General features: G+C 69.4%; 19 protein-coding genes. 8 read left to right on the plus strand and 11 right to left on the minus strand.

Annotated features, from left to right (window positions below; all coding sequences use genetic code 11):
- Nucleotides 1-5: 5 nt before the first annotated feature.
- Genes M9945_RS03045 through ccoN form a run of 6 tightly spaced genes read right to left on the minus strand, consistent with a single transcriptional unit; the run spans nt 6 to nt 4576 of the window.
- Complete coding sequence (locus tag M9945_RS03045; RefSeq protein WP_367943353.1) at nt 6-836, minus strand: DUF2189 domain-containing protein; 831 nt, start codon at nt 834-836, stop codon at nt 6-8.
- A 16-nt stretch (nt 837-852) separates the two neighbouring features.
- The gene (locus tag M9945_RS03050; protein ID WP_367943354.1) at nt 853-1074 is read right to left on the minus strand and encodes a hypothetical protein; all 222 of its coding nucleotides are present in this window, start codon (nt 1072-1074) and stop codon (nt 853-855) included.
- Complete coding sequence (ccoP, locus tag M9945_RS03055) at nt 1071-1961, minus strand: cytochrome-c oxidase, cbb3-type subunit III (protein WP_367943355.1); 891 nt, start codon at nt 1959-1961, stop codon at nt 1071-1073. Before ccoP ends, M9945_RS03050 begins: the two co-directional genes overlap by 4 nt.
- Nucleotides 1962-1964: 3 nt before the next feature.
- Nucleotides 1965-2153, minus strand: a complete 189-nt coding sequence (locus M9945_RS03060) for a cbb3-type cytochrome c oxidase subunit 3 (RefSeq protein WP_367944752.1) — start codon at nt 2151-2153, stop codon at nt 1965-1967.
- A 5-nt stretch (nt 2154-2158) separates the two neighbouring features.
- Nucleotides 2159-2923: a cytochrome-c oxidase, cbb3-type subunit II gene (gene ccoO / locus M9945_RS03065; RefSeq protein ID WP_367943356.1), complete on the minus strand. Its 765-nt coding sequence runs from the start codon at nt 2921-2923 to the stop codon at nt 2159-2161.
- Between the two features lie 3 nt (nt 2924-2926).
- Nucleotides 2927-4576, minus strand: a complete 1650-nt coding sequence (gene ccoN / locus M9945_RS03070; protein WP_367943357.1) for a cytochrome-c oxidase, cbb3-type subunit I — start codon at nt 4574-4576, stop codon at nt 2927-2929.
- A gap of 232 nt (nt 4577-4808) precedes the next feature.
- On the opposite strand from ccoN, the gene M9945_RS03075 reads away from it, so the two are divergent.
- Nucleotides 4809-5021, plus strand: a complete 213-nt coding sequence (locus M9945_RS03075) for a hypothetical protein (protein WP_367931626.1) — start codon at nt 4809-4811, stop codon at nt 5019-5021.
- A 273-nt stretch (nt 5022-5294) separates the two neighbouring features.
- Here the strand turns inward: M9945_RS03075 and M9945_RS03080 are convergent, their stop codons facing one another.
- Entirely contained in the window at nt 5295-5624 is a 330-nt protein-coding gene (locus tag M9945_RS03080) for an HPF/RaiA family ribosome-associated protein (RefSeq protein WP_367931625.1), read from the minus strand.
- Nucleotides 5625-5800: 176 nt separating this feature from the next.
- On the opposite strand from M9945_RS03080, the gene M9945_RS03085 reads away from it, so the two are divergent.
- A complete protein-coding gene (locus M9945_RS03085; RefSeq protein ID WP_367943358.1) occupies nt 5801-7270 on the plus strand; it encodes a hypothetical protein in 1470 nt (489 codons plus the stop codon).
- Between the two features lie 8 nt (nt 7271-7278).
- On the opposite strand, the gene M9945_RS03090 is transcribed toward M9945_RS03085, so the two are convergent.
- Nucleotides 7279-7893 carry a ribonuclease D gene (locus M9945_RS03090; protein WP_367943359.1) on the minus strand — a complete coding sequence of 205 codons (615 nt, stop codon included), beginning with the start codon at nt 7891-7893 and terminating at the stop codon, nt 7279-7281.
- A gap of 14 nt (nt 7894-7907) precedes the next feature.
- Nucleotides 7908-9305: a dipeptidase gene (locus M9945_RS03095; RefSeq protein ID WP_367943360.1), complete on the minus strand. Its 1398-nt coding sequence runs from the start codon at nt 9303-9305 to the stop codon at nt 7908-7910.
- A 424-nt stretch (nt 9306-9729) separates the two neighbouring features.
- Here M9945_RS03095 and polA point away from each other — a divergent pair, with 424 nt between their 5' ends.
- The 5 genes from polA (at nt 9730) to M9945_RS03120 (ending at nt 16937) form a co-directional block, all read left to right on the plus strand.
- Nucleotides 9730-12675 carry a DNA polymerase I gene (gene polA, locus M9945_RS03100; protein ID WP_367943361.1) on the plus strand — a complete coding sequence of 982 codons (2946 nt, stop codon included), beginning with the start codon at nt 9730-9732 and terminating at the stop codon, nt 12673-12675.
- A gap of 72 nt (nt 12676-12747) precedes the next feature.
- Entirely contained in the window at nt 12748-14190 is a 1443-nt protein-coding gene (locus M9945_RS03105; RefSeq protein ID WP_367943362.1) for a methyl-accepting chemotaxis protein, read from the plus strand.
- A 114-nt stretch (nt 14191-14304) separates the two neighbouring features.
- Nucleotides 14305-15678 carry a M17 family metallopeptidase gene (locus M9945_RS03110; protein ID WP_367943363.1) on the plus strand — a complete coding sequence of 458 codons (1374 nt, stop codon included), beginning with the start codon at nt 14305-14307 and terminating at the stop codon, nt 15676-15678.
- Nucleotides 15679-15729: 51 nt separating this feature from the next.
- Nucleotides 15730-16080 (plus strand): MarR family transcriptional regulator, encoded by a 351-nt coding sequence (locus tag M9945_RS03115; RefSeq protein WP_367943364.1) that lies wholly within the window; start codon nt 15730-15732, stop codon nt 16078-16080.
- Nucleotides 16077-16937, plus strand: coding sequence for an NlpC/P60 family protein (locus M9945_RS03120; protein WP_367943365.1), 861 nt, complete (start codon nt 16077-16079; stop codon nt 16935-16937). The genes M9945_RS03115 and M9945_RS03120 overlap by 4 nt, the downstream gene beginning before the upstream one ends.
- A gap of 3 nt (nt 16938-16940) precedes the next feature.
- On the opposite strand, the gene M9945_RS03125 is transcribed toward M9945_RS03120, so the two are convergent.
- Nucleotides 16941-17657 (minus strand): HAD family hydrolase, encoded by a 717-nt coding sequence (locus M9945_RS03125; protein WP_367943366.1) that lies wholly within the window; start codon nt 17655-17657, stop codon nt 16941-16943.
- A complete protein-coding gene (gene pgi, locus M9945_RS03130) occupies nt 17654-19315 on the minus strand; it encodes a glucose-6-phosphate isomerase (protein WP_367943367.1) in 1662 nt (553 codons plus the stop codon). The genes M9945_RS03125 and pgi overlap by 4 nt, the downstream gene beginning before the upstream one ends.
- 269 nt (nt 19316-19584) lie before the next feature.
- Here pgi and M9945_RS03135 point away from each other — a divergent pair, with 269 nt between their 5' ends.
- Nucleotides 19585-21081, plus strand: coding sequence for a PLP-dependent aminotransferase family protein (locus M9945_RS03135; protein WP_367943368.1), 1497 nt, complete (start codon nt 19585-19587; stop codon nt 21079-21081).
- Nucleotides 21082-21138: the final 57 nt, after the last annotated feature.

Genomic DNA, 21138 nt, shown 5'->3' on the forward strand with positions numbered 1-21138 from the left:
TTCCCCTAGCCGCCCGCCTCGGCCCGGTCGCCCTGCCGGATGGCCCCCCGGATGGCCTTGTAGCTGTGCCATGTTCCGTGCCCGAGCACGGGGAAGGCGACGATCAGGCCGATGAGCCCGGTGGCGATGCTCAAGGCGACGAGCGCGGTGACGATCGCGCCCCAGGCGAGCATGACGGAGAGGTTGTTCCAGGTCAGCGAGATCGAGGTGCCCATGGCGGTGAAGGCGTCGGTGCGCTCCGCCAGCAGCATCGGCACCGCGAAGGTCGAGACCGCGAAGGAGAAGGCGGCGAACAGCCCGCCGATGGCGGTGCCGACGACGAGCATGCCCCAGCCCTCGGGCGTGGTCAGCAGCATCTGCGCCACATGGTCGAGGCCGGGGAACGGCCTCAAGCCGAAGAACAGCGCGTAGACGATGACCGCCGCGCGCATCCACAGCAGCATCAGCAGGCACAGGATCGCGCCGGTGAACAGCACCTGAGGCCCCGACGCCGCCTTGACGAAGACCATGCGCGCCAGCGACGGCGTCCTGCCCTCGGCGAGGTCGCGGCTCTTGCCGTAGAGGCCGATGGCGACCAGCGGCCCGACCACCATGAACCCGGCCAGCGCCGGGAACAGGATGTAGTCGAGGCCGAGCGTGAACAGCGTCCACACGACGGTGACCGAGAGGGCGAAGACGGCGAGGCCGTAGGCGAGGCTCGGCAGCGGCGCGGTGATGAAATCGCGCCAGCCGGCGGCGAGCCAGCCGAGCGCGGCGGAAGCCGGCAGGCCACGCCGGCGGCGATGGTTGAGCGGCACCGGCCTTGTGTCTGCCTGCTGCGAGGGCGTGGTGGTCATGTCCGGGTTCCCTCCCTCAACAGGACGAGCGGGCGGCGCGATAGGCGACGCCGTCCATTGTCCGCGCCTGTTCCGGCGCCTTGATGTGTGCCACGCAATCCGGCTGCGAGGCGACGGCGACATAGACGAGATGCGCGTTGGCGACGACGAGGAGGACGAGCACTGCCCCGGCGATGACCGCCGCTACAAGGCGCCAGTTCAGCCGCCGCGTGGGGCCGGAGGGGAGGGCCGCGCTCATTCCTCTCCTCCCGCGCCGCCGGCGGCGAGGCTGCCGACATAGAGCGCCAGCACCTTGAGGTCGAGCGGCTTCAGCCGCCCTTCCCAATGCGGCATGTGGCCCTGCCGGCCGCCATGGATCGATGCCTGGACCGACTGCGCGTCGCCGCCATAGATCCAGACGTCGTCGGCGAGGTTCGGCGCGCCGAGCTCGACCATGCCGGTGGCGTCCTCGCCATGGCAGGAGGCGCAGTTCTCGGCGAAGATCTCCTCGCCCGCGCCGCGCCGCGCCGCCTCGGTCGCCGACAGGTCCTGCCCCGACAGCGAGCGCACATAGGCGGCGACCGCGCGCACCTCATCGCGCTCCAGCACGCCGTCGCGGCCGAACGCCATCATCTGCGACATGCGGGTCTCGTCATGGCCGGAATTGATGCCGACGCGGATCGTCTCGTGGATGGTCCCGGCGTCGCCGCCCCACAGCCACGCGCCGGCGGCCAGGTCGGGGAAGCCCGGCCCGCCGGTGCCGGCCGTGCCGTGGCAGACGGCGCAGTTGTCGCCGAAGAGGGCGTGGCCCGCCTCGTTGACGATCTCCATCAGCGCCGCGTCGGCGCGGATCTCGGCATAGTCGAGCGCCATCACGCGCTCGACCCAGTTGGCGCGGGCGGCGGCCGCCTCGTCGACCTGCCGCGTCACCACCTCGCGCTGGTCGAAGCCGAGCAGGCCGCGCGTGTAGGTGACGCCGAGCGGCCATGCCGGCATCAATATCCAGTAGCCGAGCGCGAACAGCGCCGTGGTGACGAGGAAGAACAGCGCAACGCGCGGGATCGGCGTGTCGAGCTCCTCGATGCCGTTCCACTCGTGCCCCGTCGTCATCTGCCCGGTGACGGGATCGTGCCTCTCACGCGCCATGGTCTATTTCTCCCCCGATCCGCCGTTCTTCGGCCGGTCGTCGTCTTCGAGAATGCTTTTCTTGGCGCGGTCGAAGCGTTTCCGGTTGGACGGCCAGAACGTGTAGACCAGCACCGCGATCGAGAAGGCGATCAGGTAGAACAGCCCCCAGCTCTTGGCGAAGCCGACGAGCGTGTCGTGGTCGATCCCCATCGCGCTCACTCCGTTTCCGCCGGCGCGGCATCGAGCGCGCCGGTCTCGACGGCGTCGGTCGCGTGCGCGGCGTCGGTCAGCCGGCCGAGGATCTGGAGATAGGCGACGAGCGCGTCCATCTCGGTCAGCCGGCCCGGCTCGCCGTCGAAGACGCGGACGTTGGTGGCCTCGCCGTAGCGCTCGGCGACGCCGGCGGCGTAGCCGGAATCGGGCGCGGCCTGGCCCATCGCGTCGGCGGTGGCGTTCTCGATCATCTCGTCGGTATAGGGCACGCCGAGGCGCTGCATCGCCTTGAGATGCCGGCCGAGATCGTCGATGCGCAGATTGTCGCGCTGGAGCCAGCCATAGCGCGGCATCACCGATTCCGGCACCACGTCGCGCGGGTTGACGAGATGCGCCACATGCCAGGCGTCGGAATATTTGCCGCCGAGGCGGGCGAGGTCCGGCCCGGTGCGCTTCGAGCCCCACAGCATCGGCCGGTCGTAGCTCGATTCGACGGCCAGCGAATACGGCCCGTAGCGCTCGACCTCGTCGCGCAGGGTGCGGATCATCTGGCTGTGGCAGGCATAGCAGCCCTCGCGCACATAGATGTTGCGCCCGGCGAGCTCGAGCGGCGTGTAGACGCGCATGTCGGGCGCCTGCTCGACCGTCTCGTCGATGGTGAACAGCGGCGCGATCTCGACCATGCCGCCGATGGCCGAAACGCCGACGATGGCGAGCACGAAGCCGATGGCGCTACGCTCCAGCTTGCGGTGGAAGAATTCGGCCATTGGTTATTCTCCCGGCTGGACGGCGGCGGTTGCGGGGACATCGGCCGCGCTGCCCTGCACCGTCTCTTGCCGCGCCGCGCGGATGGTCATGGCGACGTTGAACGCGCCGACGCTCGCCCCGGCGAGGAAGAACAGCCCGCCCACGGTGCGCGCGATGTAGTAGGGGTGCATGGCGACGAGGCTGTCGATGAAGGAATAGGCCAGCGTGCCGCTCTCGGCATAGGTGCGCCACATCAGGCCCTGGATGATGCCCGAGTTCCACATCGCGAAGACGTAGACGATGGTCCCGGTCAGCGCGAGCCAGAAATGCGCCTCGACGAGGCGCGGCGAATACATGGTCTTGCGCTTCCACATCCACGGCACCAGCGCGTAGATCGAGCCGAAGGTGATCATCGCCACCCAGCCGAGCGCGCCGGCATGGACGTGGCCGACGGTCCAGTCGGTGTAGTGGCTGAGCGAGTTGACCGAGCGGATGGCCATGAACGAGCCCTCGAAGGTCGAGATGCCGTAGAACACGGCCGCGACCATCATGAAGCGCAGCGTCGCGTCGTCGCGCACTTTATGCCAGGCGCCGTTGAGTGTTGCGAGAGCGTTGCCGGCCGAGGACCACGACGGCACCAGCAGCATGATCGAGAAGGTCATGCCCAGCGTCTGCACCCATTGCGGCAGCGCCGTGTAGTGCAGGTGGTGCGAGCCGGCCCACATGTAGAAGAAGGTGATGCCCCAGAAGCTGATGATGGAGAGCCGGTAGGAGAAGATCGGCCGGTCGGCGCGCTTGGGCATGTAGTAGTACATCATGCCGAGGAAGCCGGCGGTGAGGAAGAAAGCGACCGCGTTGTGGCCGTACCACCACTGCACCATCGCGTCCTGGACGCCCGAATAGATCGGGTAGCTGCGCGCGGCCGAAAGCGAGATCGGCAGCGCCAGGTTGTTGACGATGTGCAGCACCGCCACGACCAGGATGAAGGCCATGTAGTACCAGTTGGCGACGTAGATATGCGGCTCCTGCCGCCGCTGCAGCGTGCGGATGTAGATCAGGAAATAAACGACCCAGACCACGACCAGCCAGATGTCGGCATACCATTCCGGCTCGGCATATTCCTTCGACTGGGTGACGCCCATGAAATAGCCGGTGACGGCGAGCACGCAGAACAGATTGTAGCCGATAAGCACGAACCATGGGGAAAGCTGGTCCGGCAGGCGCGCCCGCGAGGTGCGCTGAAGGACGTGGAGGGAGGTGGCGATCAACGCGTTGCCGCCGAAGCCGAAGATGACGCCGGTGGTGTGCACCGGGCGCATGCGGCCGAAGCTCGCCCATGCCTGGTCGACGAAGGTCAGCTCCGGCCAGGCCAGCAGCGCCGACACCCACACGCCGAAGAACATGCCGAACACGGCCCAGCCCATGGTCAGGACGATGCCGGCCTTGGTCGGGTCGTCGTAATAGCGCGCCAGCCGCTCCTCGCCCGGCTCGGGCGCGTAGAAGCCCGCCATCAGCACCCAGGCGACGGCGCCGGCGAAGACGAGCACGACGAAGCCGTGCGCGCCCATCAGGTCGCCGCGCCCGGCCGCCGCCATGGCGAGGCCGGCAAGGCCGAGGAGAGTGAGAATGACCAGCGCGAGCTGGCGTTCGGACCGTGTCAGTCCCGCTACCATGATGCGATCCCTCTGCCGCCGCCCGCCCGGAGGCGAAGCGACTGCCGGCTAAAACAGGTATTTTTAATACCTCTTTTAACAGCAAGGGGTTGCAATCCCAAGAGGAAAGTGCGCTTCGAAATCTACTTTTTGTCGCATCCCGGACGATCGGCCGATCGGGAAAGCGGGACGGTGCTTCGCAGGCGGGAAAGGCCGTGCTTTCCTGTCGCCGTTCGAGGAAGGAAGGTGCGCGATGGCGGTGGCGTGGAGCGATCTGGACGAGGAGGAGAGGACGGCGCTGAAGCGGATGAACCGCGGCCCTTATCCGGCGCTGCCGGAGGAGATCGGTGAAAGGCTGATCGCGCGCGGGCTCGCCGTGCGCCGTGACGGCGGCGTCGGCATCAGCCGGGAAGGACGCGAACTCGTCATCGCCGTCCTCCTCGAAGGCCGCGGCAGCGCCGGCTGACGCTGCCCGCCTTATCCGCTCCGGAGCGGCATGATGTCTGACCGTTGGCGCTGCCCCTCATCCGGCTGCCGCCACCTTCTCCCCGTGAACGGGGAGAAGAGGACTTCCCTCTCTAGCTTTCGCCAATCGCGAGCGTGGCAAAGGGGATGAGACGATGCGGCCGGCATCGCTTCTCCCCGTTCACGGGGAGAAGGTGCCCGAAGGGCGGATGAGGGGCGGCGCAGGCGGTTCGTGATCGCGCGCCCGCGGGGCGCATAGGACGCGGTCGTCGCTTCAGTGCCCCGCCGCCTCCCGCTTCTTCTCGACCAGCAGGCGGCCCGCCGTCTCGAAGGCATCGTTGACGGCCAGGTTGATGTCCGCGGCCGCCGTTCCCTTGCCGCTCTCGCGGGTGACGTTGATGTCGGGCCCGGGAATGCCGACCCGCAGATGCACCTTGAACGGCCGGCCCGACACCTGCCGCTTCTGCGGCGCCTCGATGGTGACGTCGCCGTCGACGATCCGGGGATGAAGCCGGCCGAGATCCTCGAAACGCCGCCGGACATGGGTCTCGATGGCCTGCGACGGTTCTATGTTGCGGAAGGTGACGGTGAGCGGCGTCTGCATGTCGATACTCCGTATAAGCGCAACGGTCCTGCCGTTGCATAAAGGGACGTAGGGATGGCGCTCCACCGTTTCCATAGCCGCGCGACCTTTTGCGCGCGCCGGCCACGCGGCCGGGACTTGAACCTGCCGGCCCCGGCAGGCACAACCATGCCGGCTGGCGCGGGGCGGGAGAGCGGATGATGACGGCGGAGCGGCGAAGAGGCACGGGGACGGCGGGTATCCGCCGTCGCGCCGCGGCCTTTGCGGGCGCGGGTCCCGCCTGCGCGGCCCTCGCCGGCGTGGCGCTGTTTCCGGCCCAGGCGCTGGCCCACGCATCCGACCGCGGCCACATCCTCCTCCTGCCGACCGGGCATTATCTCGCCGGCGGCGCGGCCGCGGTGGCGCTCACCTTCCTCGTGCTGGCGCTGGTGCCGCAGCGGGCGCTCGAGCGCCCGTTCGGCTGGCGGCTGGCGGCTGGCGCGGTGCCGGAGGGGCTGCGGCTCGTCTCGAGCGCTCTCTCCTTCGCCTTCCTCGTCTTCCTGGTCGCGGCCGGCTTCCTCGGCAGCCCCGACCCGTTGACCAACCCGCTGCCGCTGATGGTGTGGGCGATGTTCTGGGTCGGGATGACGCTGGCGCAGGGCGCCTTCGGCGACATCTGGCGCTGGCTCGATCCGTGGTACGCGCCGTGGCGGGCGCTGGCGGCGCTGACCAGGCGGGACATCCCGCGCGCGAACCTGCCCGGCCGGCTCGGCTACTGGCCGGCCCTCGTCCAGTTCTTCGCCTTCGCCTGGTTCGAGCTGGTCTATCCCGCGCCCGACGATCCGACGATCCTCGCCCGCGCCGTCGGCGTCTATTTCCTCGTCAACCTCGCCGCCGCATTTCTCTTCGGCCATGAGGCATGGTCACGGCAGGGCGAGTGCCTGTCCGCCTTCCTGCGCATGGTGGCGAAGCTCGGCATCGTCGAGGGCCGGCAGGAGGATGGCGGCGGGATGCGGCTTTTCCTGTGCCTGCCCGGCGCGAAGCTCGCCAGCGCACCGCCGCTGCCGGCGAGCGGCGCGCTGTTCCTGCTCCTGGCGCTGTCTTCCGTCTCCTTCGACGGGCTGATGCGCACCTTCTTCTGGCTCGGCCTGATCGGGGTCAATCCGCTGGAGTTTCCCGGCCGCAGCGCGGTGACGGCGAGTTCGACAATCGGGCTGGCGGGTGCCTTCGCGCTGCTGGCGGCGGCGTTCTTCCTCGCGGTCGCGCTCGGCGAAAGGCTGGCCGGCGGCAAGGAGGACGCGGGAGCGGACATCCGGACGGCTGCCGGCGCGCTGGTGTGGTCGATCGTGCCGATCGCCGCCGCCTATCACGCCGCGCACTACCTGCCGTCGCTGGTCGTCGACGCCCAGTACACGCTGGCGGCGCTCGCCGACCCTTCCGGTTCCAGCCATCTTCAGGTCCAGGCCGGAGCGCTGATGGGCGCGGAGCGGGTCTGGCTCTTATGGAACCTGCAAGCGGGCGCGATCGTCGCCGGGCACCTGCTCGCCATTCTCGTCGCCCATCTCGTCGCCTTCCGCCTGCACGGCACGGCGGCGCGCACCGTCCGCTCGCAGCTGCCGCTGGCGGCGCTGATGGTCGGCTATACCGTGCTCGGCCTGTGGCTGCTCGCCGCGCCGACCGCCGGGTAAGGCTGCCCTCAGTGGGCGAAGATGTCTTCCTCGTCCCAGCCCATCAGGTCGAGCTTCGCCCGGGTCGGCAGGAAGCGGAACGCGGCCTCGGCTTCCCTTGCCCGGCCGTCGCGTGCCAGCCGTCCAGCCAGCACGTCGCGCAGCCGGTGGAGGTAGAGGACGTCGGACGCGGCGTATTCGAGCTGCTCGGGGCTGAGCGTCCCGGCCGCCCAGTCCGACGATTGCTGCGCCTTGGAGAGGCTGACGCCGAGGAGCTCGTTGCAGATGTCCTTCAGCCCGTGCCGGTCGGTGTAGGTGCGCGTCAGCTTCGAGGCGATCTTGGTGCAGAACACCGGCTCCGGCATCACCCCGAAGGCGTGGTAGAGCACCGCGAGGTCGAAGCGGCCGTAATGGAACAGCTTCGTTACCTTCCGGTTCTTCAGGAGCGCGACGAGGTTCGGCGCGCGCCTCTGGCCGGCCGCGATCTGCACCACGTCGGCGGTGCCGTCGCCCGGCGAGAGCTGGACGACACACAGCCGGTCGCGATGCGGGTTCAGCCCCAGCGTCTCGGTGTCGATGGCGACGGAATCGACGTCGTAATGCGACAGGTCGGCGAGGTCGCCCTTGTGGAAGCGGATCGTCATGGCCGGTCCTTTCCTCACCCTTGGCTCAGCGCGGCGAGGATGCGCGCCCAGCTGCGCTGGCCCTTGTGGAACGAGGACAGGTCGTATTTCTCGTTCGGGGAGTGGATGCGGTCGTCGTCAAGGCCGAATCCGACCAGCAGCGATTCCATGCCGAGCAGCCGCTGGAAGTCGCCGACGATGGGGATCGAGCCGCCCATGGCGATGGTCAGCGCCGGCTTGTTCCATTCGTCCGACAGCGCGACCTTCGCCTTGGTGACGATGGGCGAATCGTAGGCAAGCTGGATCGCCGGCGAGCCGCCATGCTCCTTGAAGCTGGCGCGGCAGTCGGCCGGCAGCCGTTCCTCGACGAATGCGCGGAAGGCGGCGCGGATCTTCTGCGGATCCTGCTTGTGGACGAGGCGGAAGGACACCTTCGCCGAGGCCTGCGCGGCGATGACGGTCTTGAAGCCCTCGCCCTCGTAGCCACCTGAAATGCCGTTGAACTCGGCGGTGGGGCGCGCCCACGTCAATTCGAGCACCGAGCGGCCCTTCTCGCCCGAAGGCACGGAGAGCCCGACCTCGCCGAGGAATTTTTCCGCCGTCAGGCCGAGCGCGTCCCACGACGCCTTGACCTGGCTCGGCGTCTCCTCGACTCCGTCGTAGAAGCCGGGAATGGTGACGCGGCCGGTCTCGTCGTGCATGTCGGCGAGGATGCGGGCGAGGATGCGGAGCGGGTTGGCGGCCGCGCCGCCGAAATGGCCCGAATGGAGGTCCCGGTCGGCGGCGTGGATGGTCACCTCCTCGCCGACCAGCCCGCGCAGGCCGACGCTGATCGCCGGCGTGTCGCGGTCCCACATGCCGGTGTCGCACACCATGGCGAAATCGGCGGTGAGCTCTTCGGCATTGGCCTGCAGGAAGGGTTTCAGCGAGGGCGAGCCGGACTCCTCCTCGCCCTCGAACAGCAGCGTGATGCGGCATGGCAGGGAGCCGTGCACCGCCTTCCACGCCCGGCAGGCCTCGACGAACAGCATCAGCTGCCCCTTGTCGTCGGACGAGCCGCGCCCGGTGATCACCTTGCGCCCCGGCTCGATCTCGCGCACCGCCGGCTCGAACGGGTCGTGCTCCCATAGCGACAGCGGGTCGACCGGCTGCACGTCGTAATGGCCGTAGAACAGGACGTGCGGACTGCCCGCCGGCCCCTCGTGATGGGCGACGACCATCGGGTGGCCGGTCGTGTCGCGCACGGAGGCCTCGAAGCCGATGGTCGTAAGGTCCTCGACCAGCCATTCGGCGGCGCGGCGGCATTCGCCGGCATAGGCCGGATCGGTCGAGATCGACGGAATGCGCACGAGGGCGAACAGCCGCTCGAGGCTGTCGGGCAGGGCGGCGTCGATGCGATCCAAAACAGGGGTGAGGGCAGGCGAGGCGGACATGGGTAGACCTTTCGATTCTTCGGCCGCGACCCTATCGCTGCTCGGCGTGCGCGAAAAGCCCTTGGCACTTGTGCCAGCCATGCGGAGAAGGAAAGGGAAGGCCAAAAAAATGCCGCCGTGGCGGAGGGGGGAGCCACGGCGGCACTGCACAAACCATGCGGGAGCCCGGAGAGGGGGATGAGGCTCCCGCATTGTCCGGTTGAGGCGGGGGACGGGCCTGTTGCCGGACTCGGCAAAAACTGCCGATGCACACCATTTGGGTCACGGAAAGTGGCGATTCAAGGGCGTCAAGATTACACTTTCGTAACATGGGCGTGATGGGGGCCGTGATGGGAAAGCGCCCCGGTTCGCGGCCGTGGCGGTTTCGGCGGCGCGGGCGTGTTTGCCATGGACAGTGCCGCCCGCCCGCGCTACCCGTTGCCCCATGAAACAGGGCGATCACCTCTTCCTCGTCGATGGCTCCGGCTACATCTTCCGGGCCTATCACGCGCTTCCGCCGCTCACCCGCAAGTCGGACGGCTTGCCGACCAACGCGGTGCTGGGCTTCTGCAACATGGTGTGGAAGCTGATGCGCGACGCGCGCAACACCGATCTCGGGGTCACGCCCAGCCATTTCGCGGTGATCTTCGACTATTCGTCGAAGACGTTCCGCAACGCGCTCTATCCCGAATACAAGGCCAACCGCTCGGCCCCGCCGGAAGACCTCGTGCCCCAGTTCGGGCTGATCCGCAAGGCGACCGCCGCCTTCGGCCTGCCCTGCCTCGAAATGGACGGCTACGAGGCCGACGATCTGATCGCCACCTATGCGCGGCTGGCCAACGAGGCGGGCGGCTCCACCACCATCATCTCCTCCGACAAGGACCTGATGCAGCTCGTCGGCCCCACCGTCTCGCTCTACGACCCGATGAAGGACCGCGAGATCAACGTGCCGGAGGTGATCGAGAAGTGGGGCGTGCCGCCGGAGAAGATGGTCGACCTGCAGGCGCTGATGGGCGACTCGATCGACAACATCCCCGGCGTGCCCGGCATCGGCCAGAAGACGGCGGCGCAGCTTCTCGAGGAGTATGGCGACCTCGACACGCTGCTCGCCCGCGCCTCCGAGATCAAGCAGGTCAAGCGCCGCGAGACGCTGATCGAGAACCGCGACAAGGCGCTGATGTCGCGCGAGCTGGTGCGGCTGAAGACCGACGTGCCGGGCGTCGAGCCGCTGGAGTCGCTGACGCTCGATGCGCCGGACGCGCCGAAGCTGATCGCGTTCCTCAAGGCGATGGAGTTCACCACGCTGACGCGGCGCGTCGCCGAGGCGTCCGGCGCCGACGCCGCCGAGATCGAGCCGGCCCATGTCGAGGTCGAGCGCGGCGCGGAGGCGCACGGTCCCGACCTCGACGCGCCGACGGAGCCGGGCGCGGACGCGCCGGCCGAAGCCGGAACCGGGGAAATCGCGCAGGACGCGCCGGCCGCCAACACACCAGCGGCGCTCGTGGCCGCCCGCCTCGGCGAGGCCGCGGCGGAGACGATCGACACCACGGCCTATGCCTGCATCCGCGACCTCGCCGAGCTGAAGGCGTGGGTCGCCGAGGCGCGAGAGGCCGGCATCGTCGCCTTCGACACCGAGACCACCTCGCTCGACCCGATGCAGGCCGAGCTGTGCGGCTTCTCGATCGCCGTCCGGCCGGGCCGCGCCGCCTATGTGCCGCTCAGCCACAAGGCGGGCGCGGGCGATCTCCTCGGCGGCGGCCCGGTCGAGGGGCAGATTCCCGTCCGGGAGGTGCTGGCGGCGCTGAAGGCGCTGCTGGAGGACGCGGCCACCCTCAAGATCGGCCAGAACCTCAAATACGACCTCGTCGTGATGCGCCGCCACGGCATCGACATCGCGCCTTACGACGACACGATGCTGATCTCCTACGTGCTCGACGCCGGGCTGAACGGCGGCCACGGCATGGACGCGCTGTCGGAACGCTGGCTCGGCCACAAGCCGATCGCATTCAAGGATGTCTGCGGCTCGGGCAAAAGCCTGATCACCTTCGATTTCGTCGATCTCGAGAAAGCCACCTGCTACGCGGCGGAGGACGCCGACGTGACGCTGCGCCTGTGGCGGGTGCTGAAGCCCCGGCTGGCGGCGGAAGGGCTCGTCTCCGTCTACGAGCGGCTGGAGCGGCCGCTGGCGCCGGTGCTGGCGCGGATGGAGGAGCGCGGCATCTCGGTCGACCGCCAGATCCTGTCGCGGCTTTCCGGCGAGCTGGCGCAGGGCGCGGCGGCTCTGGAGGACGAGATATACCGGCTTGCCGGCGAGCGCTTCACCATCGGCTCGCCCAAGCAGCTCGGCGACATCCTGTTCGGCAAGATGGGCCTGCCGGGCGGCTCCAAGACCAAGACAGGCCAGTGGTCGACCTCCGCGCAGGTGCTGGAGGACCTCGCTGCCGAGGGCCACGAGCTGCCGCGCAAGATCGTCGACTGGCGCCAGCTCACCAAGCTGAAATCGACCTATACCGACGCGCTGCCCGGCTTCATCCATCCCGAGACGAAGCGGGTCCACACCTCCTACGCGCTGGCGGCGACGACGACGGGGCGGCTGTCCTCGTCCGATCCCAACCTCCAGAACATCCCGGTGCGCACCGCCGAGGGGCGCAAGATCAGGACCGCCTTCATCGCCGAGCCGGGAAACCTGCTGATCTCGGCCGACTATAGCCAGATCGAGCTGCGCGTGCTCGCCCACGTCGCCGACATCCCGCAGCTCCGGCAGGCCTTCGCCGACGGCATCGACATTCACGCCATGACCGCCTCCGAAATGTTCGGCGTGCCGGTCGAGGGCATGCCGGGCGAGGTGCGCCGCCGCGCCAAGGCGATCAATTTCGGCATCATCTACGGCATCTCGGCCTTCGGGCTGGCCAACCAGCTTTCCATTCCGCGCGAGGAGGCGGGAAGCTACATCAGGAAGTATTTCGAGCGCTTCCCCGGCATCCGCGACTATATGGAGGCGACCAAGGCCACTGCCCGCGACAAGGGCTATGTCGAGACCATCTTCGGCCGGCGCGCCCATTACCCGGAAATCCGCTCGCCCAACCCCTCGGTGCGCGCCTTCAACGAGCGCGCCGCGATCAACGCGCCGATCCAGGGGTCCGCCGCCGACATCATCCGCCGCGCCATGGTGCGAATGGAGGAGGCGCTGGTCGAGGCGGGGCTGAACGACACGAGGATGCTGCTTCAGGTGCATGACGAGCTGATCTTCGAGGCGCCGGAGGCCGAGGTCGCTGCCGCGATCCCGGTGATCCGCGCGACCATGGAGAACGCGACGATGCCCGCGCTGTCGATGAAGGTCCCGCTCGCCGTCGATGCCCGCGCCGCCCACAACTGGGACGAGGCGCATTAATTCACGGGGTTAACGTCAACGTAACGCGAAGTGACCAGAATCCGCCCGCGAATACTTGCGGGAGGGTAAGGTATGAGCCTGGCTCAGCTTGACGTTGCTGTCGCGGACGGCGGCGCGTTTCATCAGGACGCCGACATCGCGGCCATCGGCGAGCGGGCGAGCCGGCTCGGCGTCGAGATCGCCGACATCGTCGGCATCATCGACGACATGGGCAGGCTCGGCCATCGCCAGCTCGAGACGCTGATGGGCGTGGTGCGCGAGGCCGAGGCCACGGGCAGGACCAACGCCCGCCTCGCGGCGTCGATGGAGGAGACGCGCGCCTCGGCCGCCGGGACGCGCGCGACGCTCTCGGCCAGCGCCGACACCGTCGCCCGCACGCTCGACGGCGCGGTCGCGAATTTGCAGACGCTGAGCGAGGACGTCATCGGCTTCGGCGCGTCGCTGGAGAAGGTCACGGAGACGATCAAGCTGGTGCGCGAGGCCAGCGCCTCGATCAACGAGATCGCCCGCGAGACCCAGCTCGTCGCGCTGAACGCCTCGATCGAGGCCGCGCGCCTCGGCGACGCCGGCAAGGGCTTCGCCGTCATCGGCAAGGCGGTCAAGGCGCTGGCCGACCAGATCGGCAGCGCCGCCAAGCAGAACGAGGCGAGCCTCGCCGCGCTTCAGGGCACGCTGGCCGAATTGAACCAGACCTCGAAAGGAAGCGCCGCGACGGCGGAAGCGGCGATCGCAGCGTCGGGTGAGGCCAGCGAGGCGACCCGCACCATCCAGTCGCTGGTCGCCTCCGTCGAGGAGCTCGCCGACAGCATCGAGTCCATGGCCGACCCGGTGCAGCAGAACATCGCCGCCACCGACGAGGTGCGCGCGCAACTGAGCGAACTGGCGACGATGGCGCGCGACGGCGACGTCAAGCTGACCGCCGCCGGCCGCCGCTCGCAGGCCATCCTCGACATTTCCGAGGATTTCATCCTCTACATCGCCGGCACCGGCATCGAGACGCCCGACACGCCGCTGATCGAGATTTGCCGCCACAAGGCCGGCGAAATAGCGGCCCTGTTCGAGGAGGCCGTGGACCACGGCCGCATCAGCATGGCCGAGCTGTTCGACGAGGAGTATCGCCCGATCCCCGGCACCGACCCGGCGCAGGTCATGGCCCGCTTCACTGCCTTCACCGACCGGGTTCTGCCGCAGGTGCAGGAGCCGGTGCTTGGCATGGACCCGCGCATCGTCTTCTGCGCCGCGCTCGACCGCAACGGCTACCTGCCGACGCACAATCTGGTCTATTCCAGGCCGCAGGGCGACGACCCGGTGTGGAACGCCGCCAACTGCCGCAACCGGCGCATCTTCTCCGACCGCACCGGGCTGGGCGCCGGCCGCAACACGCGGCCGTTCCTGCTCCAGACCTATCGCCGCGACATGGGCGGCGGCAATTTCGCGCTGATGAAGGATCTCTCCGCGCCGATCGCCGTCAAGGGCCGCCACTGGGGCGGGTTGAGGATCGGCTACAAGGTCTGACGCTTCACGCTTCTGGAACGACCGTCCATCGCCTCTGGCAGGGCTGAAAGCCGGGGCGGCGATGTCTATACTGGCGTCAGCCGCCTTCCGTCGCGTTTCAGGATTCAACCCGCCATGCCCGTCAAGCTCACCGCCGCCACCGACCCCGCCCGCCCCGTCCACCTCGTCACCCGCGCCGGCCTTGCCGGGCTCGCGCTCGACGATGCCGCGCGCGGCTGGGTCGCGGGCAACGGCTTTTCCGGCGAGGAAGGCAAGCTCCTCCTTTTGCCCGGTGCGGGCGGCGACATTGCCGGGGCGCTGTTCGGCGTCGCGGAACAGCGCGGCGGCTTCTCGCCGCTCGGCCTCGGCGCGCTGGCGCGGCAGCTGCCCGAAGGCGCGTGGCGCTTCGCCGAGACGCCGGCCGAGCCGGAGTTGGCGCTGCTCGGCCTCGCGCTCGGCGGCTATGCCTTCTCCCGCTATCGCAAGCATCAGGGCCGCGACGTCGCCTTCGCCGTGCCGGAGGGGGTCGACGGCGAGCCGGTGCGGCGGCGCGCGGAAGCAATCTTCCTCGTGCGCGACCTCATCAACACGCCGGCCAGCGACATGGGGCCGGAGGCACTGGAGCGGGCGGCGCACGACCTCGCCGCCGCCCATGGCGCGGAGGTTGCGGTGATCGCCGGCGACGAACTCCTCGCCCAAAACTTCCCGATGATCCACGCGGTCGGCCGCGCCGCGGCGCAGGCGCCGCGGCTGATCGACCTGACATGGGGCCGTCCCGACGCGCCGAAGCTGGCGCTGGTCGGCAAGGGCGTGTGCTTCGATACCGGCGGCCTCGACATCAAGCCCGCCTCCGGCATGCTGCTGATGAAGAAGGACATGGGCGGCGCGGCCAATGTGCTCGGCCTCGCCGCCCTCGTCATGGGCGGCCGGCTCGATGTCAGGCTGCGCGTCCTCATCCCGGCGGTCGAGAACGCGATTTCCGGCAACGCCTTCCGCCCCGGCGATGTGCTGCGAAGCCGCAAAGGGCCGACGGTCGAGATCGGCAACACCGACGCGGAAGGCCGCCTCGTGCTGGCCGACGCGCTGGCGCTGGCCGACGAGGAGGAGCCGGACCTCCTGATCGACATGGCCACCCTGACCGGGGCAGCGCGCGTCGCGCTCGGGCCGGACCTGCCGCCCTTCTTCACCGACGACGAGGCGCTCGCCGCCGCGCTTGTCGCGGCCTCGGCGGCCGTCGCCGATCCCTTGTGGCGCATGCCGCTGTGGTCGCCTTACGATAAAAAGCTCGCCTCAAAGGTGGCGGACTTGAATAACGTCACCACCGACGGCTTCGCCGGTGCGGTGACGGCGGCGCTGTTCCTGCGCCGCTTCGTCGACAGGGCGAGGAGCTGGGCGCATCTCGACGTCTTCGGCTGGTGCCCGGTCGAGAAGCCGCATTGCCCGGTCGGCGGCGAGGCGCAGGGGATTCGCGCCATCGAGACCGTGCTGGCCGAGCGCTACCGCCGATAATCCCGGGAGAAAAGAAACGGAACCGAAACGGTTTTCGGCGATGCTGGCGCGATGGCGATTTCGATGCGTCCCAGCCAGTCGTTGCGGCTCTGGCAACAGGTCACCCTTGCCGAGGTGCGCGCCGCCTCGCATGATCTGACCATGCGCCAGATGGCGATCCTGCTCACCGTCTATCTCGACCCGCCGCCGCACACGGTGCGCGCGCTGGCCGCGAAGCTTGACGTGACCAAGCCGGTGATAACCCGCGCGCTCGACACGATGGGCGCGATGGGCCTCGTCTCGCGCCACCGCGACGAGAGGGACAGGCGCAACGTCCTGGTGCGGCGCACGGTGGAGGGCGCGCTGTTCGTCGAGCGGTTCGGCGACGTCGTCATCGAGAAGGCGGCGGAGCTTCCGCTGTGACCGACGCGCTGCTCGACCGCAGGCTGAACGCCTTCCGCCCCGACCTCGCCGACGCGCGGCTGCAAGGCCGTGTCGAAGCCGCGCGCTTCGTCACCGGCGCCGAGGCGCGCGTCGCCGCACCCGTCCTCGACCTCCGCAGCGCGCCGCGCGCCGACGCCGGCCTCGACACCCAGCTCATCCTCGGCGACGAGGTGCGCGTGTTCGAGGAAGCGGACGGCTTCGCCTGGGTGCAGGCCGGCCGCGATTCCTATGTCGGCTATGTCGAGGCCGCCGGCCTCGTCGTGCCGGCCGTGCATGCCCCCACCCATGTCGTCTCCGTGCCGCGCACCTTTCTCTATGCTGAGGCCGACATGAAGAGGCGTGCCACCGCTGCGCTCTCGCTCGGCAGCCGGCTCACCATCGTCGGCGCCGCGACGACGCGCGGCACGGACTACGCGCTGACCGACACGGGCGAGGCGGTCGTCGCTGCCCATCTCCGCCCGGCTGGCGACGTCATTGCCGATTACGTCGCGGTCGCCGGGATGCTGGAGCGCACGCCCTATCTCTGGGGCGGCACCAGCGCCTTCGGCATCGACTGCTCGGGCCTCGTCCAGCTTTCCCTGCGCATGGCCGGGCGGCCCGTCCCGCGCGACACCGACATGCAGGCCGCCGCGCTCGGCGCGCTGCTGGCGGGCCGCGACGAGCTGCGGCGCGGCGACCTCGTGTTCTGGAAGGGCCATGTCGCGATCGTCGCCGACGGCGAGACCATCATCCACGCCAGCGGCCACGCCATGATGGTGGTGCGCGAGCCTCTCGATGAGGCGATCGAGCGCATCGCCCGGCTCTACGACCGGCCGACGGGCTTCAGAAGACCTTAGGAATCAGGCCGCGCTCTCCCGCGCGAGATAGGCGGGCAGGTCGACGATCGAATCGAGCACCACGTCGGCCAGCGGGGCGAGGCTCTCCAGCGTGCCGGTGCCGGACAGGACGGCGACGGCCAGCCCCGCGCCGCCGGCGCGCGCCATCTCGAGGTCGTGGCGGTTGTCGCCGACCATGGCGAGCTGCGCCGGCTTCAGCCCGGTCAGGTCGCAGAAGGCGTGGATGGTGTCGGGCGCGGGCTTGGGGTTGGCGACCGCGTCGTAGCCATAGGCCGCCTCGAACATCTGCGCGACGCCGAGCGACAGGAGCGTGCGCTCGGCGCCGCCGGTCGAATCGTTGGTGGCGACGCCCAGCCGGTAGCCCGCGCTGTGCAGCGCCGCCAGCGCCACCTGGCAGCCGGGCAGCGCCACCGGCTCGGCAAGGCCGCCCGAGGCGGTCATCCGGTCGAATTCGTCGAGCAGCGCCCGGCGCTCGGCCTCGGCGTGGCGCGGATACCACAGGGCCATCAGGTCGGCATTGGTGCCGGCGGCCAGCACCGAATCGGGCCGGAAGCGGCGGACGGAGAAATCGTAGCCGGCGACATCGAGCAGCTCGTCGGCAAGCGCGCGCTCCCCCGCGGCTGCGACCAGCGCCATCGCGTCGGCGGCGGCGAACCACGTCGCGTTGAAGTCGATCAGCGTGCCGTCCTTGTCGAACAGGATGCCTCGGATGTCGGTCATGGCTGCGATTCCCGATCGTTCGCGCGAAGCTTGCGCATATGCCGCACGAGCCCGGTTGTCGAGGCGTCGCGATCGCCGGCATCCTCGCGGCCTTCGACGACAGGAAGAAGACCCGTCGCCAGCTCCTTGCCGAGTTCGACGCCCCACTGGTCGAAGGCGTTGATGTCGAAGAGCTGCGCCTCGACGAAGACGCGATGCTCGTAGAGCGCGATCAGCCGGCCGAGCGCGAACGGGTCGAGCCGGCGGTGCATCAGCGTCAGCGACGGCCGGTTGCCGGAAAAGACGCGGTGCGGGGCGACGCGCTCGATCTCCGCCGCGTCCGTGCCCTTCTCCTCCATCTGCGCCCGCGCCTCGTCGAGCGTGCGCCCCTTCATCAAGGCCTCGGACTGGGCGAGGCAATTGGCCATGAGAAGGTCGTGATGGTGGGCGAGCTCCGGCTCGTGGCCTTCGGCGGCGACGATGAACTCGACCGGCACGATGTCGGTGCCCTGGTGCAGGAGCTGGAAGAAGGCGTGCTGGCCGTTGGTGCCGGGCTCGCCCCAGACCACGGGGCCGGTCGGCGTCGGCACCGGCGCGCCGTCCAGCGTCACGCTCTTGCCGTTCGATTCCATGTCGAGCTGCTGGAGATAGGCCGGCAGGCGGGCGAGCCGCTGGTCGTAGGGAATGATCGCGCGGGTGGGATAACCGCAGGCGACGCGGTGCCAGAAGCCGATCAGGCCGAGCATCGCCGGCATGTTCTGGTGCGTCGGCGCGGTCTCGAAGTGCCGGTCCATCGCTGTTGCGCCGGCGAGGAAGTCGCGGAACCGCTCCGGCCCGATGGCGAGCATCAGCGGCAGGCCGATCGCCGACCACAGCGAATAGCGCCCGCCGACCCAGTCCCAGAAGCCGAAGGTGCGCTCGGGCGAAATGCCGAACGCCTCCACCTTGGAAAGCGCGGTCGATACGGCGCAGAAATGCGCCCCGACCGCGTCCTCGCCCACCCTTGCCGCCAGCCAGTCCCGCGCCGTGCGCGCATTGGTCATCGTCTCGATCGTGGTGAAGGTCTTGGAGGCGACGACGAACAGCGTCGTCTCCGGGTCCAGCCCCTTCAGCGCATCAGTGATGTGCGCGCCGTCGACGTTGGAGACGAAATGCGCCGCCGGCCCGTCATGGTAGGGCGCGAGCGCCAGCGTCGCCATCGCCGGGCCGAGGTCCGAGCCGCCGATGCCGATATTGACGATGTCGGTGATCTTCCTGCCCGTCGCGCCTTGGATCGCGCCGGAGCGGACGCCCTCGGCGAAGGCCCCCATCGCGTCGAGGACCGCGCGCACCGCGCCCGACACGTCCTCGCCGTCGACCGTGAAGGCGCGGCCGGAAAGGTCACGCAGCGCGACATGCAGCACGGCGCGGCCCTCGGTGGCGTTGATCGGCTGGCCGGCGAACATCGCCGCGCGCCGCTCCCCGAGGCCGGCGGCCTCCGCGAGGTCTTCGAGCAGCGCGACCGTCGCGTCGGTGACGGCGCATTTCGAGAAATCGAAAAGCAGGTCGTCGAGTGTAAGCGAGAAGCGCCCGAACCGGCCGGGGTCGCCGGCGAAGGCGGCGCGCATGTCGAGGCCGCCGTTCTGGCGGCGGTGCGCCTCAAGCGCGGCAAGCACGGCGGAAAATCGCGTTCGGTCCATCGTCTTCTCCATCGGTGACGCGGCCGCCCCCGTCCAAGGATATAGGGCCCTGGGTCGGCGCGGAGACTAGCAGGCCGGCCGCGATTGAAAACCCCGCCGCATGGTCGCAGCCGGGGACAGGCCCCGGCCCGCGCCATCCATGGCCCAAAGCGTGAAGGATCAGTGGCATAAATTGGTGCGATCAATTTATTTCATTGGCTTAAAGTCTTGGACCAGTCTTGAATGGCGCTGGGCCAGAGCGAGTCAGCTAAAGGCCAGGGAGAGGTTTCATGGCGACGCGCACCGATCCGGCCATCTGGTCCGGCCTGTTCAGGATTTCGGCCGATTCCGGCCAGACGCTCCAGGCGCAGATCCGCCAGGCCATCGTCGCGGCCATCCTCGACCGGCAGATCGCCGTGTCGATGCCGCTGCCCTCCTGCCGCATCCTCGCGGAAAAGCTCGGCGTGGCGCGCGGCACCGTGGTGCTGGCCTTCCAGCAGCTCGTCGACCAGGGGTTCCTCATCGCCCGCGAGCGGCGCGGCCATTTCGTCAATCCCGACGTGCTGACCTCGCCCGGCCATGTGCGCGGCGAGGCCGGGCAGCCGGCCGGTGCCGCCATCGACTGGAAGGCGCGCCGCCGCATCGCCGCCTCCGAGATGCCGGAGCCGAGCAAGCAGGAAAACTGGATCAAGTCGTCCTATCCCTTCGTCTACGGCCAGTTCGACCCGGCGCTGTTCCCCACCGCCGAATGGCGCGAGTGCAACCGCATGGCGCTGGCGGTGCTGGAGATCCGCAACTGGGCGTCCGACATGGTCGACCGCGACGATCCGCTGCTGATCGAGCAGATCCAGGCACGGCTGCTGCCCCGGCGCGGCATCTTCGCCAATCCCGACGAGATCATCGTCACGCTCGGCGCGCAGAACGCGCTCTACATGCTGGCGACACTTCTGATGGGGCGCGGCACGCGCGTCGCCATGGAGGAGCCGGGCTATCCCGACGCCCGCTCGATCTTCCGCCTCGCCGGGGCCGAGGTCGTGCCGGTGCCGGTCGACAGCGACGGCATCCTGCCCGATGCCGTGCCGGCCGATTGCGGCTTCGTCTTCGTCACGCCGAGCCACCATTGCCCGACCATGGCCCCGCTGTCGGAGGATCGGCGCGCGCATCTCATCGCCGACGCCGAGAAGAACGACCGGATCATCATCGAGGACGGCTACGACGCCCAGCTCGTCGACGACGCGCCGCCGCAGGCGCTGCGCGGCATCGACCGCTCGGGCCGCGTCGTCTATGTCGGCTCGCTGTCGAAGACGCTGGCGCCGGGCCTGAGGCTCGGCTACATCGTCGCCCCGGCCGGGCTGATCGCGGAGCTGCGCGCGCTGCGCCGCTTCATGCTGCGCCATCCGCCGGCCAACAACCAGCGGGCCGTCGCGCTGTTCCTGTCGCTCGGCCACCACGAGGCGCTGGTGCGCAAGCTCTCCTCCGCCTTCACCGAGCGGCGCAAGCGGCTGTCGCAAGCCATCGACACCTTCCTGCCCGAATGGCGCTCGCCGGCCGTGCCCGGCGGCACCTCGGTCTGGCTCGAAGGCCCACCCGGCACCGATACCCACGCATTGGCCGAGGCGGCGCGGGCGCGCGGCGTGCTGATCGAGCCGGGCGCGCGCTTCTTCGACCGGCCGGAGCGCCATTCCCGCTTCCTGCGGCTCGGCATCTCCTCGATCTCGCTCCAGCACATCGAGCCGGGCATCCGCGAGCTGGCGACGGCGGCCGGCCGCCGGCCGGCCGCGGCTTGAGGGGCCCGGGCGGCAGGGGCAGCGAACCCGCGAACTGGATTAGAAGCGGCGAAAATT

This window comes from Aquamicrobium sp. (assembly GCF_023954335.1).
Taxonomy (GTDB): Bacteria; Pseudomonadota; Alphaproteobacteria; order Rhizobiales; family Rhizobiaceae; genus Aerobium.